A 21,947-nucleotide genomic window follows, 5' to 3' on the forward strand; every position below is an offset into this window, starting at 1 on the left:
CTCACTGTTTACTGATCACTGATGCTTCCCCTTCCCTAGTCTGGACGGTTAGCTTAAAATAAATGTAAGGATATGTAAACTTTCGTAACTATCTCGCCAATTGGCTAACCAATGATCCCAACAACTTCTTTATTCGCACCCGTTGACGATGATCTCCGTCTTTTGACCGATAACTTAAAAAACCTCGTCGGCGCTCGTCATCCCATTTTAGCGGCGGCAGCAGAACATTTGTTCGAGGCCGGTGGTAAACGCGTTCGACCGGCGATCGTGTTGTTAGTGTCTCGCGCTACCATGTTAGACCGGGATATCACTCCCCGTCATCGTCGATTAGCGGAAATCACGGAGATGATCCACACTGCCAGTCTCGTCCATGATGATGTGGTAGATGAGGCAGAATTGCGGCGCGGTGTTCCCACCGTTAACAGTTTATTTGACAATCGCGTGGCGGTTTTAGCGGGGGATTTTCTTTTCGCTCAATCCTCTTGGTATCTAGCAAATTTAGATAATTTAGAAGTGGTAAAATTGCTCTCAGAAGTGATTCGCGATTTTGCTGAAGGGGAAATTCAACAGGGAATTAATCGCTTTGATACCAGTATCTCCTTGGCAGCTTATCTAGAAAAAAGTTACTACAAAACTGCTTCTTTAATTGCCAACAGTGCCAAAGCGGCCGGGGTATTAAGCGAGCAATCAGCTGAAGTTAATCATCATTTATATAATTATGGTCGCGATTTAGGATTAGCTTTTCAAATCGTCGATGATATTCTCGATTTTACCTCCCCTACGGAAGTATTAGGAAAACCCTCTGGCTCCGATTTGATCAGTGGTAATATCACCGCTCCCGCTCTCTTTGCCATGGAGGAAAATCCCTATATAGAAGTGTTAATCGAGCGGGAATTTAGTCAGGAAGGAGACATCGAAAAAGCTCTTGATTTTATTCACTCTAGCCAAGGTATTCCTCGCTCAAAAGAATTAGCCGATCAATACGGTCAAAGTGCCTTAAAACACCTTGACTGCTTAGCTTCTTCTCCCTCAAAAGATGTGTTAATCGAGCTAGTAGATTACGTTTTGAGCCGAATTTATTAGGGAATAATAGTTCTCGCCGTAGCAATAGTCCAAGCATCGACTAATAATAAAAATAGGGTGAGAATAAAAAGAATTCCATACATCCAAGGCTGAGAAAGGGGGCGAATATCAGTCATATCCAAGTTAGTTTTTTCTGCGATTATTTTGACCATGCGATTAAATCCCACTACTCGCATCGGCAATAAATAGGCTTTTTCCGAGGAGCGATCAAGGAAATAATAAACTAAACCACCCTGTCCTGTACTGCGACATTTAAGTTCTTTTATATCTGTCCAATTTAACCACCAACCAGAGCGAAGAAAAGCAGGAAACCATTGGGGATAGGTAACTTGTATCCCTGTTTCTGATAAAATGACTCTTTCACTTAAAGCTCCGTATAAAGCGATTAATCCTAAGCTAATTCCTACCCAGAGAAAATTGGGATTAACAGGGGAATTAGTGACTTTTGCTAAAAAGGGTAAAGGGATGGTTAACGCCACATATAAACTTAATAAAGTTACCCGAATTATTGGTGATATCCGAAAAGTTATTGTCTCGTTCATTTGATAACCTTAATCAGTAAACAGTAAACAGTGAAAAGAAGGCTCCGAACTTGCCACTTAATACTTTAACACTTTAATACTTAATACTGTTCACTGAAAACTCAAAACTGATCACTGATCAGTGATCACTGAGTCTCCTTGTCCCCAAAAACCATCGTATTTAGTAACTTCGATATCACCAAAAACTTTGACTTGACAAGCAAGACGACGGTTATTATCGTGGTTATGGGGAGGTAAAGAAAGACGCGCTTTTTCCTGCCAATTGATAGCAGAAACTTCGCCCACAATTGCCACCGCACAGGTTCCACAGCTGCCGATGCCGCGACAATTGATTAACTTGGAACCGCCGTTATACAAAGAAATGTCATGTTTTAATAATATACGACGGAGATTTTCACCTCGATCGCAGGTGATTGTTTGACCGTAAACTGTTATTCTAGGCATTAGGGGCGTGATTTTAAGTCGCTACAGTTATTAATTAATATTAACACCTATTGACTATTTCTATGAACAATGGTAAGCGCATTTGGGTCTATGACACTACTCTCCGGGATGGGGCCCAGCGAGAAGGTATTTCCCTCTCCCTAGAAGACAAAATTAAAATCGCTAGGGAATTAGATCGGATGGGTATTCCTTTTATCGAAGGCGGTTGGCCAGGCGCAAACCCAAGAGACGGTCAATTTTTCTGGAAACTGCACGAAGAACCCCTAAAACAAGCGGAATTAGTCGCTTTTTGTTCCACTCGTCGCCCCCAGATCGAGGCCCGGGAAGATCGGATGTTAACCGCCATTCTCGCCGCTAGAACCCGTTGGGTGACAATTTTCGGCAAATCTTGGGATCTGCACGTCACAGAGGGCTTAAAAACCAGTTTGGAGGAGAATTTAGCCATGATAGGAGATACGATCGAGTATCTACGCTGTCAGGGAAGACGAGTCATTTATGATGCAGAACATTGGTTTGATGGTTACAAAAATAACCCCGAATACGCCCTTTTAACCCTCAAAACCGCCAGGGCTGCCGGGGCCGAATGGTTAGTTTTCTGTGATACCAACGGGGGCACTTTACCCCAAGAAATCGCCCCGATTGTGGAGAAAGTGCGGGAGCAATTGGGCATCGATCCCGATGAGGAAAATGCGCCTCAATTAGGCATTCATGCTCATAATGACGCAGGAACCGCCGTGGCTAACTCCTTAGCGGCAGTTAACGAGGGCGCACGCATGATTCAAGGCACAATTAACGGTTATGGGGAACGCTGCGGCAATGCCAATTTATGTACTTTAATTCCCAATCTTCAGTTAAAAATGGGCTTTTCCTGCCTAGAAGAAAATCAATTAGGCCGATTGACGGGAACTAGCCGAAAAATCAGCGAAATGGTCAATTTAGCCCCGGATGATCACGCTCCCTTCGTCGGACGCTCCGCTTTTGCCCATAAAGGCGGCATTCACGTTTCTGCGGTGGCGAAAAATCCCCTGACCTACGAACATATTAACCCGGAAGCGATCGGGAATCAGCGCCGCATCGTCATTTCTGACCAATCGGGATTAAGTAATGTGTTAGCGAAAGCGCGCAGTTTTGGCATCGATTTGAATAAAGATGATCCCACCTGTCGGCAAATTTTGGAACGTTTAAAAATCTTGGAAAGTGAGGGTTATCAATTTGAGGCAGCCGAAGCTAGTTTTGCGTTATTAATGCGGGAAGCTTTGGGACAGAGAAGCCACCTTTTTGAATTAAAAGGATTCCAAGTTTATTGTGATATGCTGCGGGATAGTGGTAATGCGATTGCAACAATTAAAGTACGGGTAAAAGAGGAAGATTTATTAGAAGTGGCCGAGGGTAACGGGCCGGTGGCCGCTTTAGATCGAGCTTTAAGAAAGGCTTTAGTCAAATTCTATCCCGAAATTGCTAACTTTCACCTGACCGATTATAAAGTGAGAATCCTCGATAGTGGTTCGGGGACGGCAGCGAAAACTAGGGTTTTAATCGAGTCCAGTAACGGTCAACAAAGATGGACAACCGTGGGAGTGTCTAGTAATATTTTGGAAGCTTCCTATCAAGCAGTGGTAGAAGGAATTGAGTACGGTTTATATCTACTGCAAAACAATCAACTAGAATTATCGGGTCAATTTTGTCCTTTGGGGATAATTTAGGGAACAGTTATCAGTGATCAGTTATCAGGAGTCAGATTTGAGTTTTCACTGAACATTTAACTACTGACTCCTATCTCCTATGTCCTATCTCCTATCTCCTATCTCCCCTGCTCCGTTCTCCCTTATACCTTTTAAACAGGATAACGTTTATGCTATCATATCCTTATTCTATTTACAATCTATATGATAAAGCTAAAAGTCTTGAAAAATTGGATTAATTCAAATTATAAATCTTGGTCTAACTTAAAAGCCTTTTTCATCCTTGCTCTTACCATCTGGATCGCTCATTTTTGGTACTCTGGCAGCTTTGGATTATATGAAGACGACTATAATAGAGTTTCTAAAGTCTTTGATCTAGCTTGGGCTGAAATAGGTAATTACATTCTACATTTTAGCAATTCTCAAGGACGACCATTACACGATGGGTTAATTTATCTACTGTCATTTTTGGGATTCCGACTAGGGGGATTACAATCAATCTATTGGATTGGATACGTTATTATTACTATTAATACTTTCCTTTTTTATTTACTATTAAAGCGCTTGTCTGCTAACCAATTTTTTGCCATGACAGGTGCGCTGGCTTTTTGTTTATTTCCTGCTGATACTACCAAACCCTTTCTGACTCACTCACTCGGAATTCAACCATCTTTAACATTTCTACTGGCAGCAACTCACTGTTATCTATCCCAAAAAAAAATATTATCTTATGGGTTTATTCTTGGAAGTCTACTATGTTACGAAACAATTTTTCCAGTATTTTTAGCAGTGCCTCTCCTCCAAAGGCAATGGGATCTTAAGCTCAGAAGAGAATTACTGAGACATATTATAATTCTAGGAGGGATGATTATCTCTATTGTTATCATCAGAAAACTCTCTATTGGTGGGGTGGGAGTGATTAAAAATCTAGACTTTATTTCCACCATTAGATGGTCATTAAGTAATCAATTTTATGGACCTTTCATTTCCATAAGTATGTTTTTTTATCGTCCCTTTCAAGCTTTATTATACCTACTGCAATCAAAGGGTGAATTGATAATATTAATTTCTTTTTGTTTGGCTGGATTCGTATGGGTATTATCAAGGCTAGATTTTGCACCATATCGCCAAAATGTTTCTAGTCAAAACTCAGTCTCTTGTTCGGAAAATTTTAATTATTTTCAGCATTTGACTAAACTAACTTTAGTTGGATTTATTTTGTTAACTCTAGCCTATCCTCTTACTTTGACAGAACTTGCCACAGAAATTAGTGGTCGAGCTTCACGGGTTCATGTAGCAGCAGCAATCGGAGCATCTATTATAGTTGCTTGTGCCTGTTCGGCTATCTTATTACTAGCTAATCGATATCGACTCAAGAATCTTGCCGCTGCTATTTTAGCGGCATTCTTTGCATTATTGATCGGTTTTGGGATCATGGTACAGCAAGACTATCAGCGCAGTTGGCAGTATCAACGAGCCTTTTGGACAGATGTCATGCACTTGGCTCCAGATTTAACTGATGGAACTGTTATTCTTGTTGATGCTCTTCTTCCTTGGGGTGAACAAATCCATCCTTTTGCTTGGTCTATGCCCAGTGTAGTCGGTCAACTTTATCAATTTCCTTGGCAATGGAAAAACGTTCCTAAACTATATAAGCTCAATCCTGATTGGCAGCAAAAAATCCCTGCCAATGGAGAAATGGCTTTAAATAACGACAATGGATTGCTGTCCTATTATTATACTTGGGAATCCCCTCGTCAAGTTAAAACTTCGGAAATTATTTTGTTACAGGAAAAAGATGGGAAACTTGTCCGCACAACTACTCCAATTGTTGTCGGAACTAAGAAATTTTCCTTTAAACCCCTGACTAATTCAACTCTAGATTCTTTTGAGAAAGCATATTTGTACGATTATTTAATCTCTCCTAACAATAAAAAATCTGTCAATTATTTTCAACCTTTTTAAGGTTAGTCAATGTCGAGTAAAATTTATCCTTTCTGATTAAGTTTTTCCCGTCTTTAATCACTCTTTTATACCAATTCTCTCTAGGCAAATTACAGATTGAATCTAAGTCCCTCTTAAAAAGGAAAATTTAGAGGGAGCAAATTTTTGTAGTCAGACTTTGGAGCAGTTAAATAACCCTAGGATAATAATCTAGTGACGACAGAATTTTGCCAACGACGGGCCAAGGCCCGCAGATACATATTAACGGGAAACTGATAATATTCGATCATTAACCAGAGTAAACAAATACCATGGCAAATAAAGGTTAAAATCGACCAAAATAGAGGCACCCATGACAAAGGACTCCCCTCGACTGGAGGAAAAAGATAGGCTCCCGTAGCCACAATTGCTGTGGGAAAAATCACAAATCCTAAACCGATAATTAAGTAAAAACCTGCCATCTCCATTCCTTCTCTCGGTAAACCCTGCCAATACTTACCATTCCAATACCAAGTTAAGGGTAATTGACTATCGGCCATTTTTAAAACTTGTTGTTCTAAATTAGCGGTAAAAATGTGTTGACAAAAGTTACAAGCATAGGCTTCCATGAGGGGTAAAGCGGCAATTTTACCATGGCGACAGACGGGACAAGAATAGGTATCGTGATAGTTTAATTGGGTTGGCTCGGTCATGGTTAATGTGAGTGAGAGTAAAAAAGGCCATTGCAGATACAGCAGTTATCTTAGTGGTAAGGTACAAAGTTTTCTTTTTGGGGAACGGGGAACAGTAGCTGGTCGTCCAGAAATGATAGCAAATTAATTAGTTTACACTTCATCTCTTAGGGGTGGTAGTGACAGTGGCGGTGTCAAAGTTGCAAGTTTCTGTATTTAACCCCACCGGAGTTGGGTCGAGGAAGTTTGAGCATTTGTACTAAAATTTCCCCGACGCAGTTTAAATGCAGTACAACCCAGCACATCTCAATGGTATTTTAGTCGCGGATTTCAGGATAATTGGCCTCTCAGTCCCGCTACTGCGAGAAAAATTGCTATTTAGTCCTTATTTACTTTAAGTTAAGAAACTTATCTAAGGCTAGAACCATATTTGGCGGCCAACGGCGCACGCTTTTTACCCAATCGAGGTCTTGATAGCGGGTATCCATGCCGACGGCGGCTACCCAATTGCTTTCCGCTTCTCCCTGTTGTCCTTGGGTCCATAAAACGGCGCTTAAGGCCGCTCTGACATCGGGAAACATGGGGTATTTGCGGGCAATATTCCGCATTTTTTGGACTGCTTCTGGATATCTGCCCAATTCGTACAGGGCCAGAGCCAGATTAGCTTGCGCCCAGGCAAAATTCGGGGCTAGTTGAGTGGCTTGGCGATAGTCTTTGACGGCGGCTTCCCAGTCCCCTAAACCGCCTTCGGCGTTGCCGCGATTGTTATAGGCAAAGGCATCATTGGGATCCAGTTCTAAAACTTTATTATAATCGGCGATCGCTTCTTGATATTTGCCTTCTCCCTCTAAAGCGGTGCCGCGATTGAGGTAGGGATCGGGGGCATCGGGGGCAATGGCGATCGCTTGGTTAAAATCAGCGATCGCATCCTCTAATTTATTGAGACTGACTCTGGCATTGCCGCGATTACTCCAGACGGCGGGATTAGTGGGGAATTTGGCGACTAATTGGGTCCAATAGCTTTCGGCCTGGGCGTAATCCCCTTTTTCTGTGGCTTCTAGGGCTTTTTCGGCGATAACTTCCCCTTCTCTAATCTGTTCTTCGCTAATAGTCGGGCTATCGGCATAAGCCGCTATGGGTAGGGCAAAAAAGAGCAATAGACTCAATACACAAGCGGTGATCCAACGCATAATTACTTCATAATTTGTTACTTAATCTTTTCTCAATCTACCCTACTTAGGTGAACTCTGCTCTAGATAGTCTTGATAGCCTAGTCGTTGAAGATTGCTTTGTTTTTCGAGGACGGAATCGGTGAGGGATTGACGATAGGCGATAACTTGCTCTAAAAGATCAGTATTACTGGTGGCGAGAATTTGAACCGCTAAAAGTCCGGCATTTTTGGCATTACCGATCGCCACCGTGGCCACGGGAATGCCTGCGGGCATCTGTACAATTGAATAGAGAGAGTCTAACCCTTGTAAAGTGCGCGTGACTACGGGAACTCCAATCACGGGTAAGGGAGTTAGAGATGCTACCATCCCGGGTAAATGGGCAGCGCCGCCGGCTCCGGCGATAATCACTTTTATTCCCCTATTATGAGCGTTTTTGCCGTATTCAAACATTTTTTCTGGGGTACGATGGGCTGAGACGATGGCGACTTCGTGGCTAATCTGAAAAACCTCTAAAACTGCGATCGCTTCTTTCATGGTGGGTAAGTCGGAATCACTGCCCATAATTACACCCACTAGGGGCGCTGCTGTCACCATAGCTACTAGAAAATAATTTTGCTTTTTAATCTTATAGCAGGGTTTGTTATTTTGTCTTCAAACCCTACCGATCAGATTTCCCCTAAATTGTATCGGGATCGATGCCTAATTCTCGCAATTTTGCCGCTAATTTTTCTTTAGCTTGTCGTTCCCTTTCTTTTTCTAAAAGAGCCTGTTCTTTTGCCTGTCGTTGCTCTAATTCGGCTTCTTGAGGAGTGGGGACTAATTGACCATCGGCGGTAAAATAACGCAGTTTACTGTCAAATATCCCTAAATATAATCCTAACTGTTCACTCCATAAATAACCTTGGTCATTGGGAGAAATGGCTTGATATTGTCCCCCAATTAGTCTAAATCCTTGCAATTCTAACGTATTAGGATCGAACCAAAAATAATTAGGAGTGCGAAAGGTATTCTGATAGAGAATTTTCTTGTTATTGCGGTCAATATTGGCCGTAGAATCGGAGAGAATCTCGACAATTACATCGGGATATTTACCCTGTTCTCCCCAAACTACCCAACTTTTGCGGGGACGTTTTTCGGTATCTAAAACCACAAAAAAATCAGGACCACAGAAATTGCGTTTTTTCAGTTGTTCCTCGTTGTAGTAGATGGTCAGATTTCCCGAAGCGTAGTAATCACTCCTCTCGCGCCATAATAATTCTAGACAACTAAGGAGAATGATGATCTGTTGCAGGTGTAGATCACTTTCCAATGGTGGTTCATCACTCCATAAATCTGTGGGGAGATAGGTGACATCTGGGATTATGTCTAGGGCTGTCATGACTTTTTCCCGATATTTTAGGATTGATTAATTATAGCTTTTTACCACAATTGCACAGATAAGGCGGGCGGGATTTTAACCAATAACTTAATCCTATACCTTGACCGATCGCCTTTCGCACTTTATCCTAGCGCCATGGGCAAATATCTTAAAACTTCTATACAATAGCCCCAATAAGCCCGATAACAACGATGACTGAAACCTTAATTCAACCTGCAACCCTAGTAGAACTCTTACGTTACCGCGCCACGGCACAACCAGAGGGCCATGCCTACACTTTTCTTATCGATGGTAGAAAAGAAACCCCACCTTTAACCTACAGTGAACTCGATCGCCAAGCAAGAGCAATCGCCGCCTATTTGCAAAAATACCAGGCCCAAGGGGAACGCGCCCTATTACTCTATCCTCAAAGTTTAGAAGTAGTGGCCGCTTTTTGTGGTTGTCTCTACGCGGGAGTGATTGCCATTCCCGTCCCCCCACCGGAATCGGGACGACTTAAGCGCACTCTGCCCCGTTTACGCGCAATTGTCAAGGATGCTAATGCCACCTTTGCCCTAGTTACCGAAAGTATTCTGACTCTTATTGAAGGTGTTAAGGAAGAATTCCCTGAATTCGACCAAATGAAATGGATTACTACCGAAAGTATTGATATTTCCCTCGCGGACCAATGGCAAGATCCCCAGGTGGATAAATCGGCGCTTGCTTATCTGCAATATACCTCCGGTTCGACTAATATCCCCAAAGGAGTGATGTTAAGTCATTTTAACCTGATGCACCATTGCGGTTACTTGCAAAAAGCTTGTGGTTACGAACCGGATAGCGTTACCCTCACTTGGATGCCCTATTTTCATGATTACGGGTTAGTCGAAGGTATCACCGTCCCCCTCTACAACGGTACACCCTGCTATCTCATGTCTCCCTTTGCTTTTATTAAGCGTCCGATGCAGTGGTTAAAAAATATTACTAAGTACAAAGTTACTCATAGTCAGGCCCCCAACTTCGCCTATGATCTTTGTACTCGCAGGATTAAAGCTGCCGATTTAGCGGAATTAGACCTGAGCAGTTGGCAGGCCGCAGGAAATGCCGCCGAACCGATTAACCCGAAGGTCATGGCCAAATTTGTCGATACTTTTGCAGATTATGGCTTTTCTTGGCAAACTTTCGCCCCTGCCTACGGATTAGCTGAATATACCCTCTTGATTTCCAATAAACCCAAGGGAACCACCCCAATTATCACCGCTTTGGATGCAACCGCCTACGAACGCGGTAAAATTGTCCCTGTAGGCTCCGATCGAACCACGGGAGTTAGATACGTCCCCAGTTGTGGTCGTCGCGTCTGTGATACCCGTATAGCTATGGTTAATCCCGATACTTTCACCCTTTGTGCAGCCGATGAAGTGGGCGAAATTTGGGCCAGTGACCCCAGTATGGCCGCTGGATATTGGCAACGGGAAGACGCAACCAAAGAGACTTTTCAAGCTTATCTTGCTGATACAGGAGAAGGACCGTTTTTACGCACCGGAGATTTAGGTTTTCTTCTCGATGGGGAATTGTATATCACGGGACGGATTAAGGATTTAATTATTGTCCGTGGCAGTAATCATTATCCCCAGGATTTAGAATGGTCAGTACAGCATCTTAATGAGGTTTTTCGTCCCGATTATGGTGCGGCTTTTTCCATTGAAGATAATGGGGAAGAACAGTTAGTTATTGTCCAGGAATTAGAACGTCGCAGCGGCGAATTAGATACGGCCAAATTAATCGCCGATATCCGTCAAGAAATCGCCGAAGAACACGAAATTATGACCCATGCGATTGTTCTGGCTAAATCGGGAACAATTCTCAAAACTGCCAGTGGCAAAATTCAACGCCGCGCTATTAAACAGAATTTTCTCAATGGTAATATGAGTGTTATCGATGCTTGGTCAGAAAATCCTCAGTTAGTTAGTAAATTCGATCGCTCTAATTCTGCAACAGAAGCATAGTTTTTCGGGTGGGCATTGCTCACCCGATCGAGGATAACTAATCGTGTTAGGATTAGGTTAAGGATTAAAGTTAGGGAGAAAGTGATGTTAACTCAACTGATGGTCAAGCCCTCTTCCTGGATTGAAAAAGGAATTAAGCTATCGCCAGTAAGGGAAAATTATCTCTTTAAATTCACCGAGGAATTGCAGTGTCGATTGGAGGAACTACGGGAACTAGAAAAAAATTCCCAACTTAATTCTCAAGAAACCGCAGAATTGGCCGGTATTTTAGAGTTAAACGAGATTTTCACGCTGTTAAATGCGCGAATAGTTGCTGAATCTAAATGATTAGTATCACCACTCGATTACAAGTCCGAGCAAGAGCCAACTATCTGTGTGAATACTGTCATTCTCCAGAAGAAATTAGTGCCGCACTATTTGAAGTAGATCACATTCAGCCCAAATCTTTAGGAGGCAGAGATGAATTGGCAAACTTAGCTTTAGCTTGCCAAAGATGTAACAGATATCGCTACAATTTTATCAAGGCAATTGATCCGAAAACAGAACAAGAAGTAGAAATATTCAATCCGCGCCAACAGCATTGGCAAGAACATTTTATCTGGACACCAGATGCTTTAAAAATAGTGGGACTTACTCCCATCGCTAGGGCAACTATTGAACGTTTGGACTTAAATGATGACAATCATAATGAAGGTTTTATCGTTAAAGTTCGTCGATTATGGATCCGGGGAGGTTGGCATCCACCCAGCACCGATAAAAAACAGGAATAATAGCTTATTTTTATCTAGGTAAATGAGCTTCAATTAAGTTTTTTTCCAGAACGTAGGTTGGGTTGAAGCATGAAACCCAACGCCCGATTATGTTACGCTACCGCTAACCAATCCTACAAATAATTGTGCCTCCCTACTTATATTTATCGGATGTATGAGCAAACAGGATAAATTATTGATTAAAATTCTTTTAGGTAATTCTGATGCTAACATTCCCTTCGAGCAACTTTGTCAACTACTGAGGAAATTAGGATTTGATCAACGAATAGGAGGAAGTCATCATATTTTTACCAAAGAAGGAGTTGAAGAAATTTTAAATCTGCAACCCAAACAAGGAAAAGCCAAAGTCTATCAAGTTAAGCAAATTCGTAGTCTGATTTTAAAATATAAGTTAGGATATCAAGATGAAAATTCGTTATGAACTGATTATTTACTGGAGTAATGAGGATCAACTATTTATCGTTGAAGTTCCAGAACTTGCAGGATGTATGGCTGATGGAGAAACTTATCAAGAAGCTGTGCAAAATGCTGAAATCATTATTCAACAATGGATTGAAACAGCACAGGAATTAGGCCGAGAAATTCCTGAACCTAAAGGACGTTTATTATTTGCTTGAACAAGCACAGGAATATGTAATACTAAATCCAGTTATGAAAAACTGATTATTTATTCCCCCTTTTGCATGAGTGTCTCTGCTGATATGTAGCTTATACTCAACGGATTTATTATGATTGGTACTCAACAGGAATTATCTAGATTTCCAAAATATTTAAATGATCAGGACTCCAGGAATATAATACTAAATCCCCGATTTTTTTGAACAGAAAAAGTAAGGGCGAAGCATTCGGATAGGAAATCTACGGTTTCAGCGATAGGTTATCGCTCGAATGCTTCGCCCCTACGGGACCCTTGACTTGTGGGGAAAGGTAGAAATTAATAGGCAAATAATCCCGATATTAATAAAGACATCAGCCAGATTAAAAACAGGAAAATTAATCAATCTAAAATCGAGAAAATCCACCACATAACCAAACAAAAAGCGATCGATACCATTGCCGAAAGCCCCTGCTAAAATAAAACCGTAGGCTAATTGTTCCCAACGATTTAAATGCGGTCCAAAGTAAGCAAAAGCCATTAATCCCAAACTAACTAATAAGGATAGCCATTTTAGCCAACCAACACCGCCCCGAAAAGCACTAAAAGCCGCCCCAGTATTAATCACATAGGTGAAATGAAAAACCCCCGGAATAATCGGGAAAGTCTCACCAATTTGCTCAAAACTCTGCACGGTTATATACTTAGTTACTTGGTCTAAAATTAGACCAAGCACCGCCACTATCCAAAACCAGCGATTCTTTTTTAACATTGGCTGTGGCATCAATAAAATAATAATTTACGGAAGAAAAAGGCAATAATTACCACCACACAAATTACTACTAACTGCCCTAAAAATGGCCAGACTGAATAATTCATAAATAGGGTGGGCAAACTATCGGGAAAGGTGATTTGACTAGCTTGGGGCTGAAAAATCGACAATCCCAGCATATATAATAAACCGCACAGATGAATAACTAACAAACCGGCAAAAGCACTTAAAGCCAGGGTTTCTATCTTGGCGCGCCAGCGAAAAGCCAGCCAACCACACAGCCATGCCCCCGGCATAAAGCCTAAAATATAGCCAAAACTGGGTTCTTTCAGATAACCCATTCCCCCACCCTGGGCAAACACGGGCAACCAAGTTAAACCGAGAAAAATATAGGCCACCTGGGCAAGAAGCCCGGCATTTTTGCCCCCCAGACAGCCCGTTAACAATACTGCCCCAATTTGGTAAGTTATGCCCAGTTTTTGCGAAGATAGACCCGTAGCCGACCAACTAGCCAGACTTACTGGAACAAATGTACTAAAAATTGTCAGCAACAAACCAATCAAAGCCCAGAGTAACTCATTGGGAACCGATACGGAAGCGCGCCGGGGCGGAGATTCTCGTCCTCGACGTGATTTAGGTTGCCTGTTGGGGTTGGTATTCACCGGGGATGGGGGCTTCTCCTCCTATTAAACTAAGATCAGCCAACATCGCCTGATCCTGTTGGGGGGGTTGTCCTAGAGTGGTCAAATAATGTCCAATCAGCATAGCATTAATTCCCGATTTTAGCCCCAGATTTTGCAATTCTCCCATGACTGCCTCTCGTCCCCCGGCATAACGGAGGATTTGTTGGGGCAAGATAAACCGGAAAATAGCGATTGCTTTTAGGGCAGTCAAGGGATCCAGTTTGGGTAAATGACCTAAAGGGGTGCCACTTCTGGGGTTTAATAGGTTAATCGGCACTGATTCCACTTCTAATTCCGCCAGAGAAAAAGCTAAATCGATACGATCGGTCCAACTTTCCCCCATACCGATAATTCCGCCCGTACAAGCTTGAATTCCCGCCGCTTTTAGGTTTTTTACCGTTTCTACCCGATCCTGCCAACTGTGGGTGGAGACCACGTTAGGATAAAAATTCTCGGCAGCCTCCAGATTGTGATTATAACGGGTAACTCCGGCTTCTTTTAAGGCTTGCGCTTGGGCAAGGGTTAACTCTCCCAGGGCGCAACAGGGTTTAATCTTGGCCGTTTCGATGATTTCTTGAACTGTGGCCAGTATTTCCTCGAATTCCTGCGATTTAGGGCTATTATACTTTAATCCCCGGCCTTGACTAACTAAACAGAAGCGTTTAGCCCCCGCTTCGGCTGCTGCTTTCGCATGGCTGACAATTTCCTCGCGACTTTTTAAACCGTAGATAGGCGAATCTTGTCCGGGATGGTGGGCGGATTGGGAACAAAAACTGCAATTTTCCGAACAACTTCCCGATTTTATGTTGATAATGCTACATAAATCCACCGTATTACCACAACAGGCCTGACGAATGCGATCGGCAGCCTCACATAAGCTGAAAATATTTTCCTGACCTTCGATCGCAGTTAAAGCTAGGGCCTCTTGCTGACTGAGTCGATCGCCGGCGATAATCTGATTAGCCCTAGTCTGTAACCAGTTTTTTAAGGCTTCTCCCTCCAGGGGGATAGATTGAGTAGCGGTGTGTGTAGAGACTTGTACCACGTCGTTTATGCTCTGACTAAGTTAGGCTCATCTTATCATTGTTCAGTTACCGAGGAAAGATTAATCAAAAAATTTAGAAAAAAATACCCTTTTGTGCTAGACTACCCGCAAAAGTTATATTGTCTCCGATTTTATGAAAGTTATTCCGACGGAAATTCCTGATGTTTTAATCATTGAACCGCAAGTTTACGGAGACGATCGAGGTTTTTTCTTGGAGAGTTTTAATCAGAAAGATTTTCGAGAAAAAACTGGGGTTAATACCACTTTTGTCCAGGATAATCACTCTATGTCCTTAAAAAATGTCCTGCGAGGATTACACTATCAAATCCCCAATCCCCAGGGTAAACTGGTGCGAGTAGTGAACGGTAGTGTTTTTGATGTGGCAGTGGATGCGCGTAAAAGTTCCCCCACTTTTGGGCAATGGGTAGGCTGTGTTTTAAGTGCGGAAAATAAACGTATTTTCTGGGTCCCGGAAGGTTTTGCCCATGGTTTTCTAGTCCTCTCCGACCGAGCCGAATTTCTCTACAAAACCACTAATTATTATTATCCCCAATACGAAAAAACTATTTTATGGAATGATGCCGATTTAGGGATTGACTGGCCTCTAGAGACTCCGCCGATTCTCTCCCCTAAAGACCAAGCTGGACAACCCTTTAAATCCGTGGAAGTTTTCCCCTAAAGACAATGAAAAAAGTTTTAATAATTGGTGCTAAAGGTCAAGTAGGACAAGAGTTACAAGTAACTTTACCATTCTTGGGCGAAGTTATTAGTATCGGTCGAGAAGAACTAGATTTAACTAACTCGGAAAAAATCCGCCAGTTAATTAGGGAAATTCACCCCGATTATCTGGTTAATGCCGCCGCTTATACGGCAGTGGATAAAGCCGAAACCGAGCCAGAATTAGCCTATTCTATCAATGCTACAGCCCCGAAAATCATGGCGGAATCTGCCGAGAAAATTAAAGCTAAATTTCTCCATATTTCCACCGATTATGTGTTTGATGGTCGAAAAAATACCCCCTATCTAGAAACCGATCTAACTAATCCTTTAGGGGTTTATGGACAATCAAAGTTAAGGGGAGAAGAGGAGATTAAGACTGTTAATTCTCAGGCAATTATCCTGCGTACTGCTTGGGTTTACGGCAGTTATGGCAAAAGTAATTTTGTCAAAACTATGCTGAGATTAGGTAAGGAAAGAGAGGAGTTAAAAGTAGTTGTTGATCAGGTGGGAAGTCCCACTTGGGCCAAAGATATCGCCACGGCCATTACTCAGCTTTTAATTAATGTCGATAATCCCGCAGGAATCTATAATTTTACTAATAGCGGTGTTGCCAGTTGGTTTGATTTAACTAAAGCTATTTTTGAGGAGGCAAAAATAAGCGGTATTCCCTTAAAAATTCAGAGAGTAATTCCCATTACTACTGCTGAATATCCTACCCCAGCAGTGCGTCCGGCCTATTCGGTTCTTTCTGGTCAAAAAATCTCGCAACAATTGGGTTATATTCCTCCCTATTGGCGAGATTCTCTCAAAGCTATGCTCAACCAACTATTTAATCTTTAAAACTATGAAAGCACTAATTTTATCCGGTGGCAAAGGTACGAGGTTACGTCCCCTAACCTATACCGGGGCAAAACAGTTAGTTCCCGTGGCCAATAAACCGATTTTATGGTATGGAATCGAGTCAATTGTCGCCGCAGGAATTACCGATATTGGCATTATTATCAGTCCCGAAACCGGGGAAGAAATTCGTCAGACCACGGGCAATGGTGAACAGTTTGGGGCTAAGATAACTTATATTCGCCAAGAACAACCAGCCGGATTAGCTCACGCGGTTAAAACTGCCCAATCTTTCCTAGGAGATTCCCCCTTTATTATGTACTTGGGTGATAACCTAATTGAGGATGATTTATCGCCCTTTTTAGACTCTTTCCAAAAACAGTCCCTTGATGCTTTAATTCTCCTGCGAAAAGTGTCTAATCCTAGTGCTTTTGGGGTAGCAAAAGTAGATGAAACTGGCAAAGTTTTATACTTAGTCGAAAAACCCAAAGAACCCCCCTCAAATTTAGCTTTGGTAGGGATTTATTTTTTTGCCCCCACCATTCACCAAGCGATCGCATCTATTCAACCTTCGGGCCGGGGTGAGTTAGAAATTACCGATGCTATCCAAGAATTAATCAATCAAAATAAAGCAGTAGAAGCCAATAAACTACTGGGTTGGTGGTTAGATACGGGTAAAAAAGATGATTTATTAGAAGCAAATCGGATTATCCTTGATACCAGTCTAGAAATCGCTTTGCAGGGAGAAATTGATGCTAATAGTCAGGTGATCGGACGGGTACAAATTGGTCAGGGTAGTAAAATTATTAATAGTACCATTCGCGGTCCTGTCATTATTGGAGAAAATTGTCACATTGAGAATTGTTTTATCGGTCCCTATAGTAGTGTGGCTAATGGAGTAAAATTAATCGATGCCGACATAGAACACAGTGTTATTCTCAAAGATGCCACGATTATTGGCATTCATCAGCGCATAGTTGATAGTGTTATTGGACGACGGGCAAAATTAGAAATTGCCCCCCAACGTCCAAAAGCTTTACGCTTTATGATCGGGGATGATTCCCATGTAGAATTAGTGTAGTTATCGGGGATTAACTGCCCCTTTAATTAGGGTTTGCGGCAAAAAGTTTTTCGGTGGGTGTAGGGTGTAGGATTTTACCGATTTTCAGAGGTTCAATTACCTAATTTTCAGGGAAAAAGTCCCGGAATTTTCCCCCCAATCACTGCAATCGCTGGCACTTTTTGAGGGGAAAAAAGTCTAAAAGCCTTATCCAACAAGGTTTTTAGATTTATTCAGCCAACCCTAACTATGTTATAATTAAGAGTCTGACCTATTTTACCGTTCTAGAACTATGACGCAACAGTATCGCATTACCCTACTACCCGGCGATGGCATCGGGCCGGAAATCCTCGCTGTCACCGTAGAGATACTGAAAGTCATCGCTAAAAAATTTGACCTCCAGTTTGACTTCCAAACCGCTTTAATTGGAGGGGCAGCCATTGATGAAACCGGCAGTCCCCTCCCCGAAGCAACCCTGAGCGCCTGTAAAAATAGTGATGCTGTTCTCCTGGCCGCTATCGGGGGTTATAAATGGGATAATTTGCCCCGGCAGCAAAGGCCAGAAACGGGATTATTAGGCTTAAGATCTGGCTTAGGTCTTTTTGCTAATTTACGTCCTGCCACCATTTTTCCGCAATTAATTGACGCTTCTAGTCTCAAACGGGAGATTATCGAGGGAGTGGATATCATGGTCGTCCGGGAATTGACCGGGGGTATCTACTTCGGTCAACCGAAGGGGATTTTTGAGACAGAAACGGGAGAAAAATGCGGTGTAAATACCATGGTTTACTTGGAATCGGAGGTGGACCGCATCGCTAAGGTAGCCTTTGAAATTGCCCAAAAACGCGGCAATAAACTCTGTTCCGTCGATAAAGCTAATGTTCTTGATGTTTCCCAACTCTGGCGCGACCGGATGACGAAAATGGCCGCTAATTATCCCGATGTGGAACTTTCCCATCTCTACGTCGATAACGCGGCCATGCAGTTAGTCCGGGCCCCCAAACAATTTGATACTATCGTCACGGGCAATTTATTCGGTGATATTCTCTCCGATGAAGCGGCCATGTTAACCGGTAGTATCGGAATGTTACCCTCCGCTAGTTTAGGGACTGCTGGGGTGGGAGTTTTTGAACCCGTCCACGGTTCGGCCCCGGATATCGCCGGCCAAGATAAAGCCAATCCGATCGCCCAGATTCTCAGCGCTGCTATGATGTTAAAATATGGGCTAAATCAGCCTTTAGCGGCAGCATCGCTGGAAAAAGCCGTAGAAAAAGTCTTAGAGTTCGGTTATCGTACCGGAGATATTTTCTCGGAAGGTATGACCTTAGTGGGATGCCAAGCTATGGGCCAGGCCATCCTAAAAGTTTTAGAATCCTAACAAAAGTGGCATAATCGGAAATCGTCATATACCATTGATTTAATAAATATGTCAATTTAATCGTGGGGAGACGAGTGCTATGGTAGCCCTATCCGAGAAAACAGAACAACAACGTGTCGATATGGAAATCCCAATTTTGTTAGATCCTACTGTCTTACGGGCGGCCAGACGCATTTATCGCATCTACTGTACCCTCAATAGCAGAGTTAGTAAACGTCCTTTCGGTGTCGCTATTAACCGCGACAATCATCGGGGCCAATTAATTTTTAACAATAAACCGATTCTTCTCCCCGGGGAATGTTTCGTCCCGATTAAGCAAATCGAATCGGAAGCCTATTAATTTTTGTGAAGATTTGCCCTAAATATCTTGCCAAACGTCAGCTAATACCCACTGACGTAATTTTTTGTCTAACATAGGGTTTGCTGAATAAATCTAAAAACATTGTTCGATAAGACTTTTAGACCTTTTTGAAATCCAAAAGTACCGGCCATTGGAGTAATCGGGGGGAAAATTCCGGGACTTTTTCCCTGAAAATCGGTAAAACCCCACACCCCACACCCTACACCCACCGAAAAACTTTTTGCCGCAAACCCTAATATAGAAAGATGTTCGGGAATAATCTTAACTCTACCCTAATCCAAGACCTCGATCGCCTAGAAAATCGTCTTCGGGAAATTCCCCTCGAACCGGGGGTGTACTTCCTGCGCGACCAAAATGGCGAAATTCTCTACATCGGTAAATCCAAAAAACTCCGGTCTAGAGTCCGTTCCTATTTTCGTCCCAGTCAACCCCTCAGTCCCCGCATTGCTTTGATGGTACGACAGGTGACGGAAATTGAATTTATCGTCACCGACACGGAAGCAGAATCCTTGGCCCTGGAAGCTAATCTAATTAAACAACATCAGCCCCATTTTAATACTCTCCTCAAGGACGATAAAAAATATCCATACATTTGTATTACTTGGTCGGAAACCTACCCGCGCATTTTTATTACCCGCAAACGTAGCATAAATAACCAAAAAGACCGTTATTATGGTCCCTACGTCGATACAAGGCTGCTGCGCCACACTTTACACCTAATTAAACGCACTTTTCCCCTGCGTCAACGTCCCCAACCTCTGTTTAAAGACCGTCCCTGTTTAAATTATGATATCGGTCGTTGTCCGGGGGTTTGTCAAAAATTAATCAGTCCCCAAGATTATCGAGAAACCTTGCAGAAAGTGGCGATGATTTTTCAGGGAAGGACGGGGGAATTATTAGAGAAATTAGCGGCAAAGATGCTCGCAGCGTCGGAAAACCTAGATTTTGAACAAGCGGCCACGATTAGGGATCAAATTCGCGGATTACAGGCCCTTAATACCGATCAAAAAGTCTCTTTACCTGATGATACCGTATCCCGGGACGCAATCGCTTTAGCTAAGGACGAGCAGCATTGTTGCATACAATTATTCCAAGTGCGTTCTGGTCGTTTGGTGGGACGTTTGGGATTTTTTGCCGATAGTCAGTCAGCAAACGAGGGAGAAATCCTGCAAAAAGTCCTGGAAGAACATTATTTATCGGTGGAAGGGGTGGAAATTCCTAGCGAAATCCTGTTACCCTGCGAATTACCGGAAGGTGAGGTGTTAGCGGGGTGGTTAAGGGAAAAAAAAGGTCGCAAAGTCGAGTTAACTGTTCCCCAACGGCAAAGTAAAGCGGATTTATTAGCTATGGTCGAGAAAAACGCTCTTTATGAGTTAGAAAAGACGAAAAGAAGCGCCGACCGAGATTTACAGTCTTTGCAGGATTTAGCGGTAATTCTCGATTTACCGGCACTACCCCACCGCATCGAGGGTTATGATATTTCTCATATTCAGGGTTCTAATGCAGTCGCGTCGGGAGTGGTGTTTATCGATGGGGTGGCCGCTAATCAACATTATCGTCACTATAAAATCAAAAATCCCGAGGTTAAAATCGGCCATTCCGATGATTTTGCCAGTTTAGCAGAGGTAATTCGCCGGCGTTTCCGTCGTTATGCCGAAAATACCGATAATATTGCCGAAAGTGATGATTTTCCCGATTTGGTTATGATTGATGGGGGAAAAGGACAATTATCGGCCGTGGTGACAGTTTTAGGGGAGATGAATTTATTAGAACAGGTAAAAGTTGTTAGTTTAGCTAAACAGAGAGAGGAGATTTTTTTACCCGGGGAATCCTCTCCTTTAGAGACAGATAAGGAACAACCCGGAGTGCAATTATTGCGTCGAGTCAGGGATGAAGCGCACCGCTTTGCTGTTAGCTTTCACCGACAACAAAGGATGCAAAAAAGTCGCCGTTCCCGTCTGGATGAGATACCGGGGTTAGGTTTTAAGCGACAAAAAGATTTATTAGCTCATTTTCATTCTCTGGATTATATTCGCGAAGCTTCCCTAGAACAATTGCAACAGGTGACAGGAATTGGGGAACAATTAGCTAAGGAAATTTATAATTATTTTCATCCTAGGTAGGGATAACCTGTATAAAGAAGATAAGGCGGTGTGTTTTTGCGTAACAGTGCAGAAATTAGAATATTGGTATCAAGAACGAGACGCAGCACGAGTTTCTCGGATAGCCTCATTGATAGATTCTTCGATTTCTTCCTCGGAATAACGCGAGTTACGTTCTTGGACAGAATCCACGGTTGCTTCAAAGCTCGCTCTTTGTGCCGCTTCTTCAACGTATTGGGATAAGCTTCCCTTTTTTGCGCCTTTTTGTCCTAAAGCTGATCCGGTTAGTGACCAATGTACCATGATTTTTCTCCTTTAGCCCCTAAACGCATAAACATCATAACCCATTTCTAGCAACAATTAGAAAGAATAAATTTTAACCTCAGATAAGGTGCTTTACACCCAACTAAGAATAACCGTTGGGGTGGTTGGGTTTCGCTTTTTCAATCGAATTGAGCCATTTTCGACTCCGTATTGTTTCGCTCAACCCAACCTACGAGGCGACTTACCGACTTAAGTAGGTAGGTGTTAAAAGTTCTCAGACACCCCCCTTATCAAGGGTAGATCCCCCCGCCTATCGGCACCCCCCTTATCAAGCTATCCATTAGTCACATCTTTCTTAACATAAAATTTGACAAAAAGAGAAAAGTGTGCCAGATGGCTCAAGGGGGTTCTATGGGGGAACTAATTTGATGAGATAGTTTCCAAGTCTGGCTGATATCA

At 42.7% G+C, this 21,947-nt stretch carries 24 protein-coding genes; 14 read left to right on the forward strand and 10 right to left on the reverse strand.

The window, feature by feature from the left end; all coding sequences use genetic code 11:
* Positions 1-111 precede the first annotated feature (111 nt).
* The gene (sds, locus tag IM500_RS19660; protein ID WP_190723425.1) at positions 112-1,083 is read left to right on the forward strand and encodes a solanesyl diphosphate synthase; all 972 of its coding nucleotides are present in this window, start codon (positions 112-114) and stop codon (positions 1,081-1,083) included.
* Here the strand turns inward: sds and IM500_RS19665 are convergent.
* Together IM500_RS19665 and IM500_RS19670 are read right to left on the reverse strand one after the other, a co-directional pair.
* The gene (locus IM500_RS19665; protein ID WP_072927146.1) at positions 1,080-1,625 is read right to left on the reverse strand and encodes a hypothetical protein; all 546 of its coding nucleotides are present in this window, start codon (positions 1,623-1,625) and stop codon (positions 1,080-1,082) included. The two genes, sds and IM500_RS19665, sit on opposite strands and share 4 nt — an antisense overlap.
* A gap of 111 nt (positions 1,626-1,736) precedes the next feature.
* Positions 1,737-2,069 (reverse strand): 2Fe-2S iron-sulfur cluster-binding protein, encoded by a 333-nt coding sequence (locus tag IM500_RS19670; protein ID WP_287739378.1) that lies wholly within the window; start codon positions 2,067-2,069, stop codon positions 1,737-1,739.
* Positions 2,070-2,131: 62 nt separating this feature from the next.
* Here IM500_RS19670 and cimA point away from each other — a divergent pair, with 62 nt between their 5' ends.
* On the forward strand, positions 2,132-3,772 hold the full coding sequence (cimA, locus tag IM500_RS19675; RefSeq protein WP_287739379.1) for a citramalate synthase: 1,641 nt from the start codon (positions 2,132-2,134) through the stop codon (positions 3,770-3,772).
* A 183-nt stretch (positions 3,773-3,955) separates the two neighbouring features.
* Complete coding sequence (locus IM500_RS19680) at positions 3,956-5,716, forward strand: hypothetical protein (protein ID WP_287739380.1); 1,761 nt, start codon at positions 3,956-3,958, stop codon at positions 5,714-5,716.
* 176 nt (positions 5,717-5,892) lie between these two features.
* Here IM500_RS19680 and IM500_RS19685 read toward each other — a convergent pair whose 3' ends face one another.
* From IM500_RS19685 to IM500_RS19700, 4 genes are all read right to left on the reverse strand, one after another.
* A complete protein-coding gene (locus IM500_RS19685) occupies positions 5,893-6,387 on the reverse strand; it encodes a hypothetical protein (RefSeq protein WP_287739381.1) in 495 nt (164 codons plus the stop codon).
* A gap of 368 nt (positions 6,388-6,755) precedes the next feature.
* A complete protein-coding gene (locus IM500_RS19690; RefSeq protein ID WP_002761720.1) occupies positions 6,756-7,556 on the reverse strand; it encodes a tetratricopeptide repeat protein in 801 nt (266 codons plus the stop codon).
* 42 nt (positions 7,557-7,598) lie between these two features.
* The gene (gene purE / locus IM500_RS19695) at positions 7,599-8,132 is read right to left on the reverse strand and encodes a 5-(carboxyamino)imidazole ribonucleotide mutase (protein WP_287739382.1); all 534 of its coding nucleotides are present in this window, start codon (positions 8,130-8,132) and stop codon (positions 7,599-7,601) included.
* Between the two features lie 82 nt (positions 8,133-8,214).
* Entirely contained in the window at positions 8,215-8,916 is a 702-nt protein-coding gene (locus IM500_RS19700) for a Uma2 family endonuclease (protein ID WP_287739383.1), read from the reverse strand.
* 191 nt (positions 8,917-9,107) lie between these two features.
* Between IM500_RS19700 and IM500_RS19705 the strand changes: the two genes are divergently transcribed.
* From IM500_RS19705 to IM500_RS19725, 5 genes are all read left to right on the forward strand, one after another.
* A complete protein-coding gene (locus IM500_RS19705) occupies positions 9,108-10,901 on the forward strand; it encodes a fatty acyl-AMP ligase (RefSeq protein WP_287739384.1) in 1,794 nt (597 codons plus the stop codon).
* 84 nt (positions 10,902-10,985) lie between these two features.
* Entirely contained in the window at positions 10,986-11,228 is a 243-nt protein-coding gene (locus IM500_RS19710; RefSeq protein ID WP_002767156.1) for a hypothetical protein, read from the forward strand.
* On the forward strand, positions 11,225-11,671 hold the full coding sequence (locus IM500_RS19715; protein ID WP_190722915.1) for an HNH endonuclease: 447 nt from the start codon (positions 11,225-11,227) through the stop codon (positions 11,669-11,671). The genes IM500_RS19710 and IM500_RS19715 overlap by 4 nt, the downstream gene beginning before the upstream one ends.
* 154 nt (positions 11,672-11,825) lie before the next feature.
* Entirely contained in the window at positions 11,826-12,092 is a 267-nt protein-coding gene (locus tag IM500_RS19720) for a type II toxin-antitoxin system HicA family toxin (RefSeq protein WP_002797432.1), read from the forward strand.
* Positions 12,076-12,288, forward strand: a complete 213-nt coding sequence (locus IM500_RS19725) for a type II toxin-antitoxin system HicB family antitoxin (RefSeq protein WP_002776225.1) — start codon at positions 12,076-12,078, stop codon at positions 12,286-12,288. The genes IM500_RS19720 and IM500_RS19725 overlap by 17 nt, the downstream gene beginning before the upstream one ends.
* Positions 12,289-12,570: 282 nt before the next feature.
* Here IM500_RS19725 and lspA read toward each other — a convergent pair whose 3' ends face one another.
* The 3 genes from lspA to bioB are packed head-to-tail and all read right to left on the reverse strand — an operon-like array spanning position 12,571 to position 14,766.
* A complete protein-coding gene (lspA, locus tag IM500_RS19730) occupies positions 12,571-13,038 on the reverse strand; it encodes a signal peptidase II (protein ID WP_002797433.1) in 468 nt (155 codons plus the stop codon).
* A gap of 11 nt (positions 13,039-13,049) precedes the next feature.
* The gene (locus IM500_RS19735; protein ID WP_190722914.1) at positions 13,050-13,700 is read right to left on the reverse strand and encodes a biotin transporter BioY; all 651 of its coding nucleotides are present in this window, start codon (positions 13,698-13,700) and stop codon (positions 13,050-13,052) included.
* Complete coding sequence (gene bioB, locus IM500_RS19740) at positions 13,672-14,766, reverse strand: biotin synthase BioB (RefSeq protein ID WP_190722913.1); 1,095 nt, start codon at positions 14,764-14,766, stop codon at positions 13,672-13,674. Before bioB ends, IM500_RS19735 begins: the two co-directional genes overlap by 29 nt.
* Positions 14,767-14,899: 133 nt before the next feature.
* On the opposite strand from bioB, the gene rfbC reads away from it, so the two are divergent.
* The 6 genes from rfbC (at position 14,900) to uvrC (ending at position 21,245) form a co-directional block, all read left to right on the forward strand.
* Positions 14,900-15,445: a dTDP-4-dehydrorhamnose 3,5-epimerase gene (gene rfbC / locus IM500_RS19745; protein WP_147070713.1), complete on the forward strand. Its 546-nt coding sequence runs from the start codon at positions 14,900-14,902 to the stop codon at positions 15,443-15,445.
* A 5-nt stretch (positions 15,446-15,450) separates the two neighbouring features.
* Positions 15,451-16,326, forward strand: coding sequence for a dTDP-4-dehydrorhamnose reductase (gene rfbD, locus IM500_RS19750; RefSeq protein WP_287739385.1), 876 nt, complete (start codon positions 15,451-15,453; stop codon positions 16,324-16,326).
* Positions 16,327-16,330: 4 nt separating this feature from the next.
* A complete protein-coding gene (locus IM500_RS19755) occupies positions 16,331-17,404 on the forward strand; it encodes a glucose-1-phosphate thymidylyltransferase (protein ID WP_190722911.1) in 1,074 nt (357 codons plus the stop codon).
* Positions 17,405-17,675: 271 nt separating this feature from the next.
* Complete coding sequence (gene leuB / locus IM500_RS19760; RefSeq protein ID WP_287739386.1) at positions 17,676-18,761, forward strand: 3-isopropylmalate dehydrogenase; 1,086 nt, start codon at positions 17,676-17,678, stop codon at positions 18,759-18,761.
* A 79-nt stretch (positions 18,762-18,840) separates the two neighbouring features.
* Positions 18,841-19,101 (forward strand): hypothetical protein, encoded by a 261-nt coding sequence (locus IM500_RS19765; RefSeq protein WP_002734814.1) that lies wholly within the window; start codon positions 18,841-18,843, stop codon positions 19,099-19,101.
* Positions 19,102-19,367: 266 nt separating this feature from the next.
* Positions 19,368-21,245 (forward strand): excinuclease ABC subunit UvrC, encoded by a 1,878-nt coding sequence (gene uvrC, locus IM500_RS19770; RefSeq protein ID WP_190722909.1) that lies wholly within the window; start codon positions 19,368-19,370, stop codon positions 21,243-21,245.
* Between the two features lie 69 nt (positions 21,246-21,314).
* On the opposite strand, the gene IM500_RS19775 is transcribed toward uvrC, so the two are convergent.
* The gene (locus IM500_RS19775) at positions 21,315-21,527 is read right to left on the reverse strand and encodes a ribbon-helix-helix domain-containing protein (protein WP_190722908.1); all 213 of its coding nucleotides are present in this window, start codon (positions 21,525-21,527) and stop codon (positions 21,315-21,317) included.
* Positions 21,528-21,947 lie beyond the last annotated feature (420 nt).

This window comes from Microcystis sp. M179S2, assembly GCF_020245805.1.
Lineage (GTDB): Bacteria > Cyanobacteriota > Cyanobacteriia > Cyanobacteriales > Microcystaceae > Microcystis > Microcystis aeruginosa.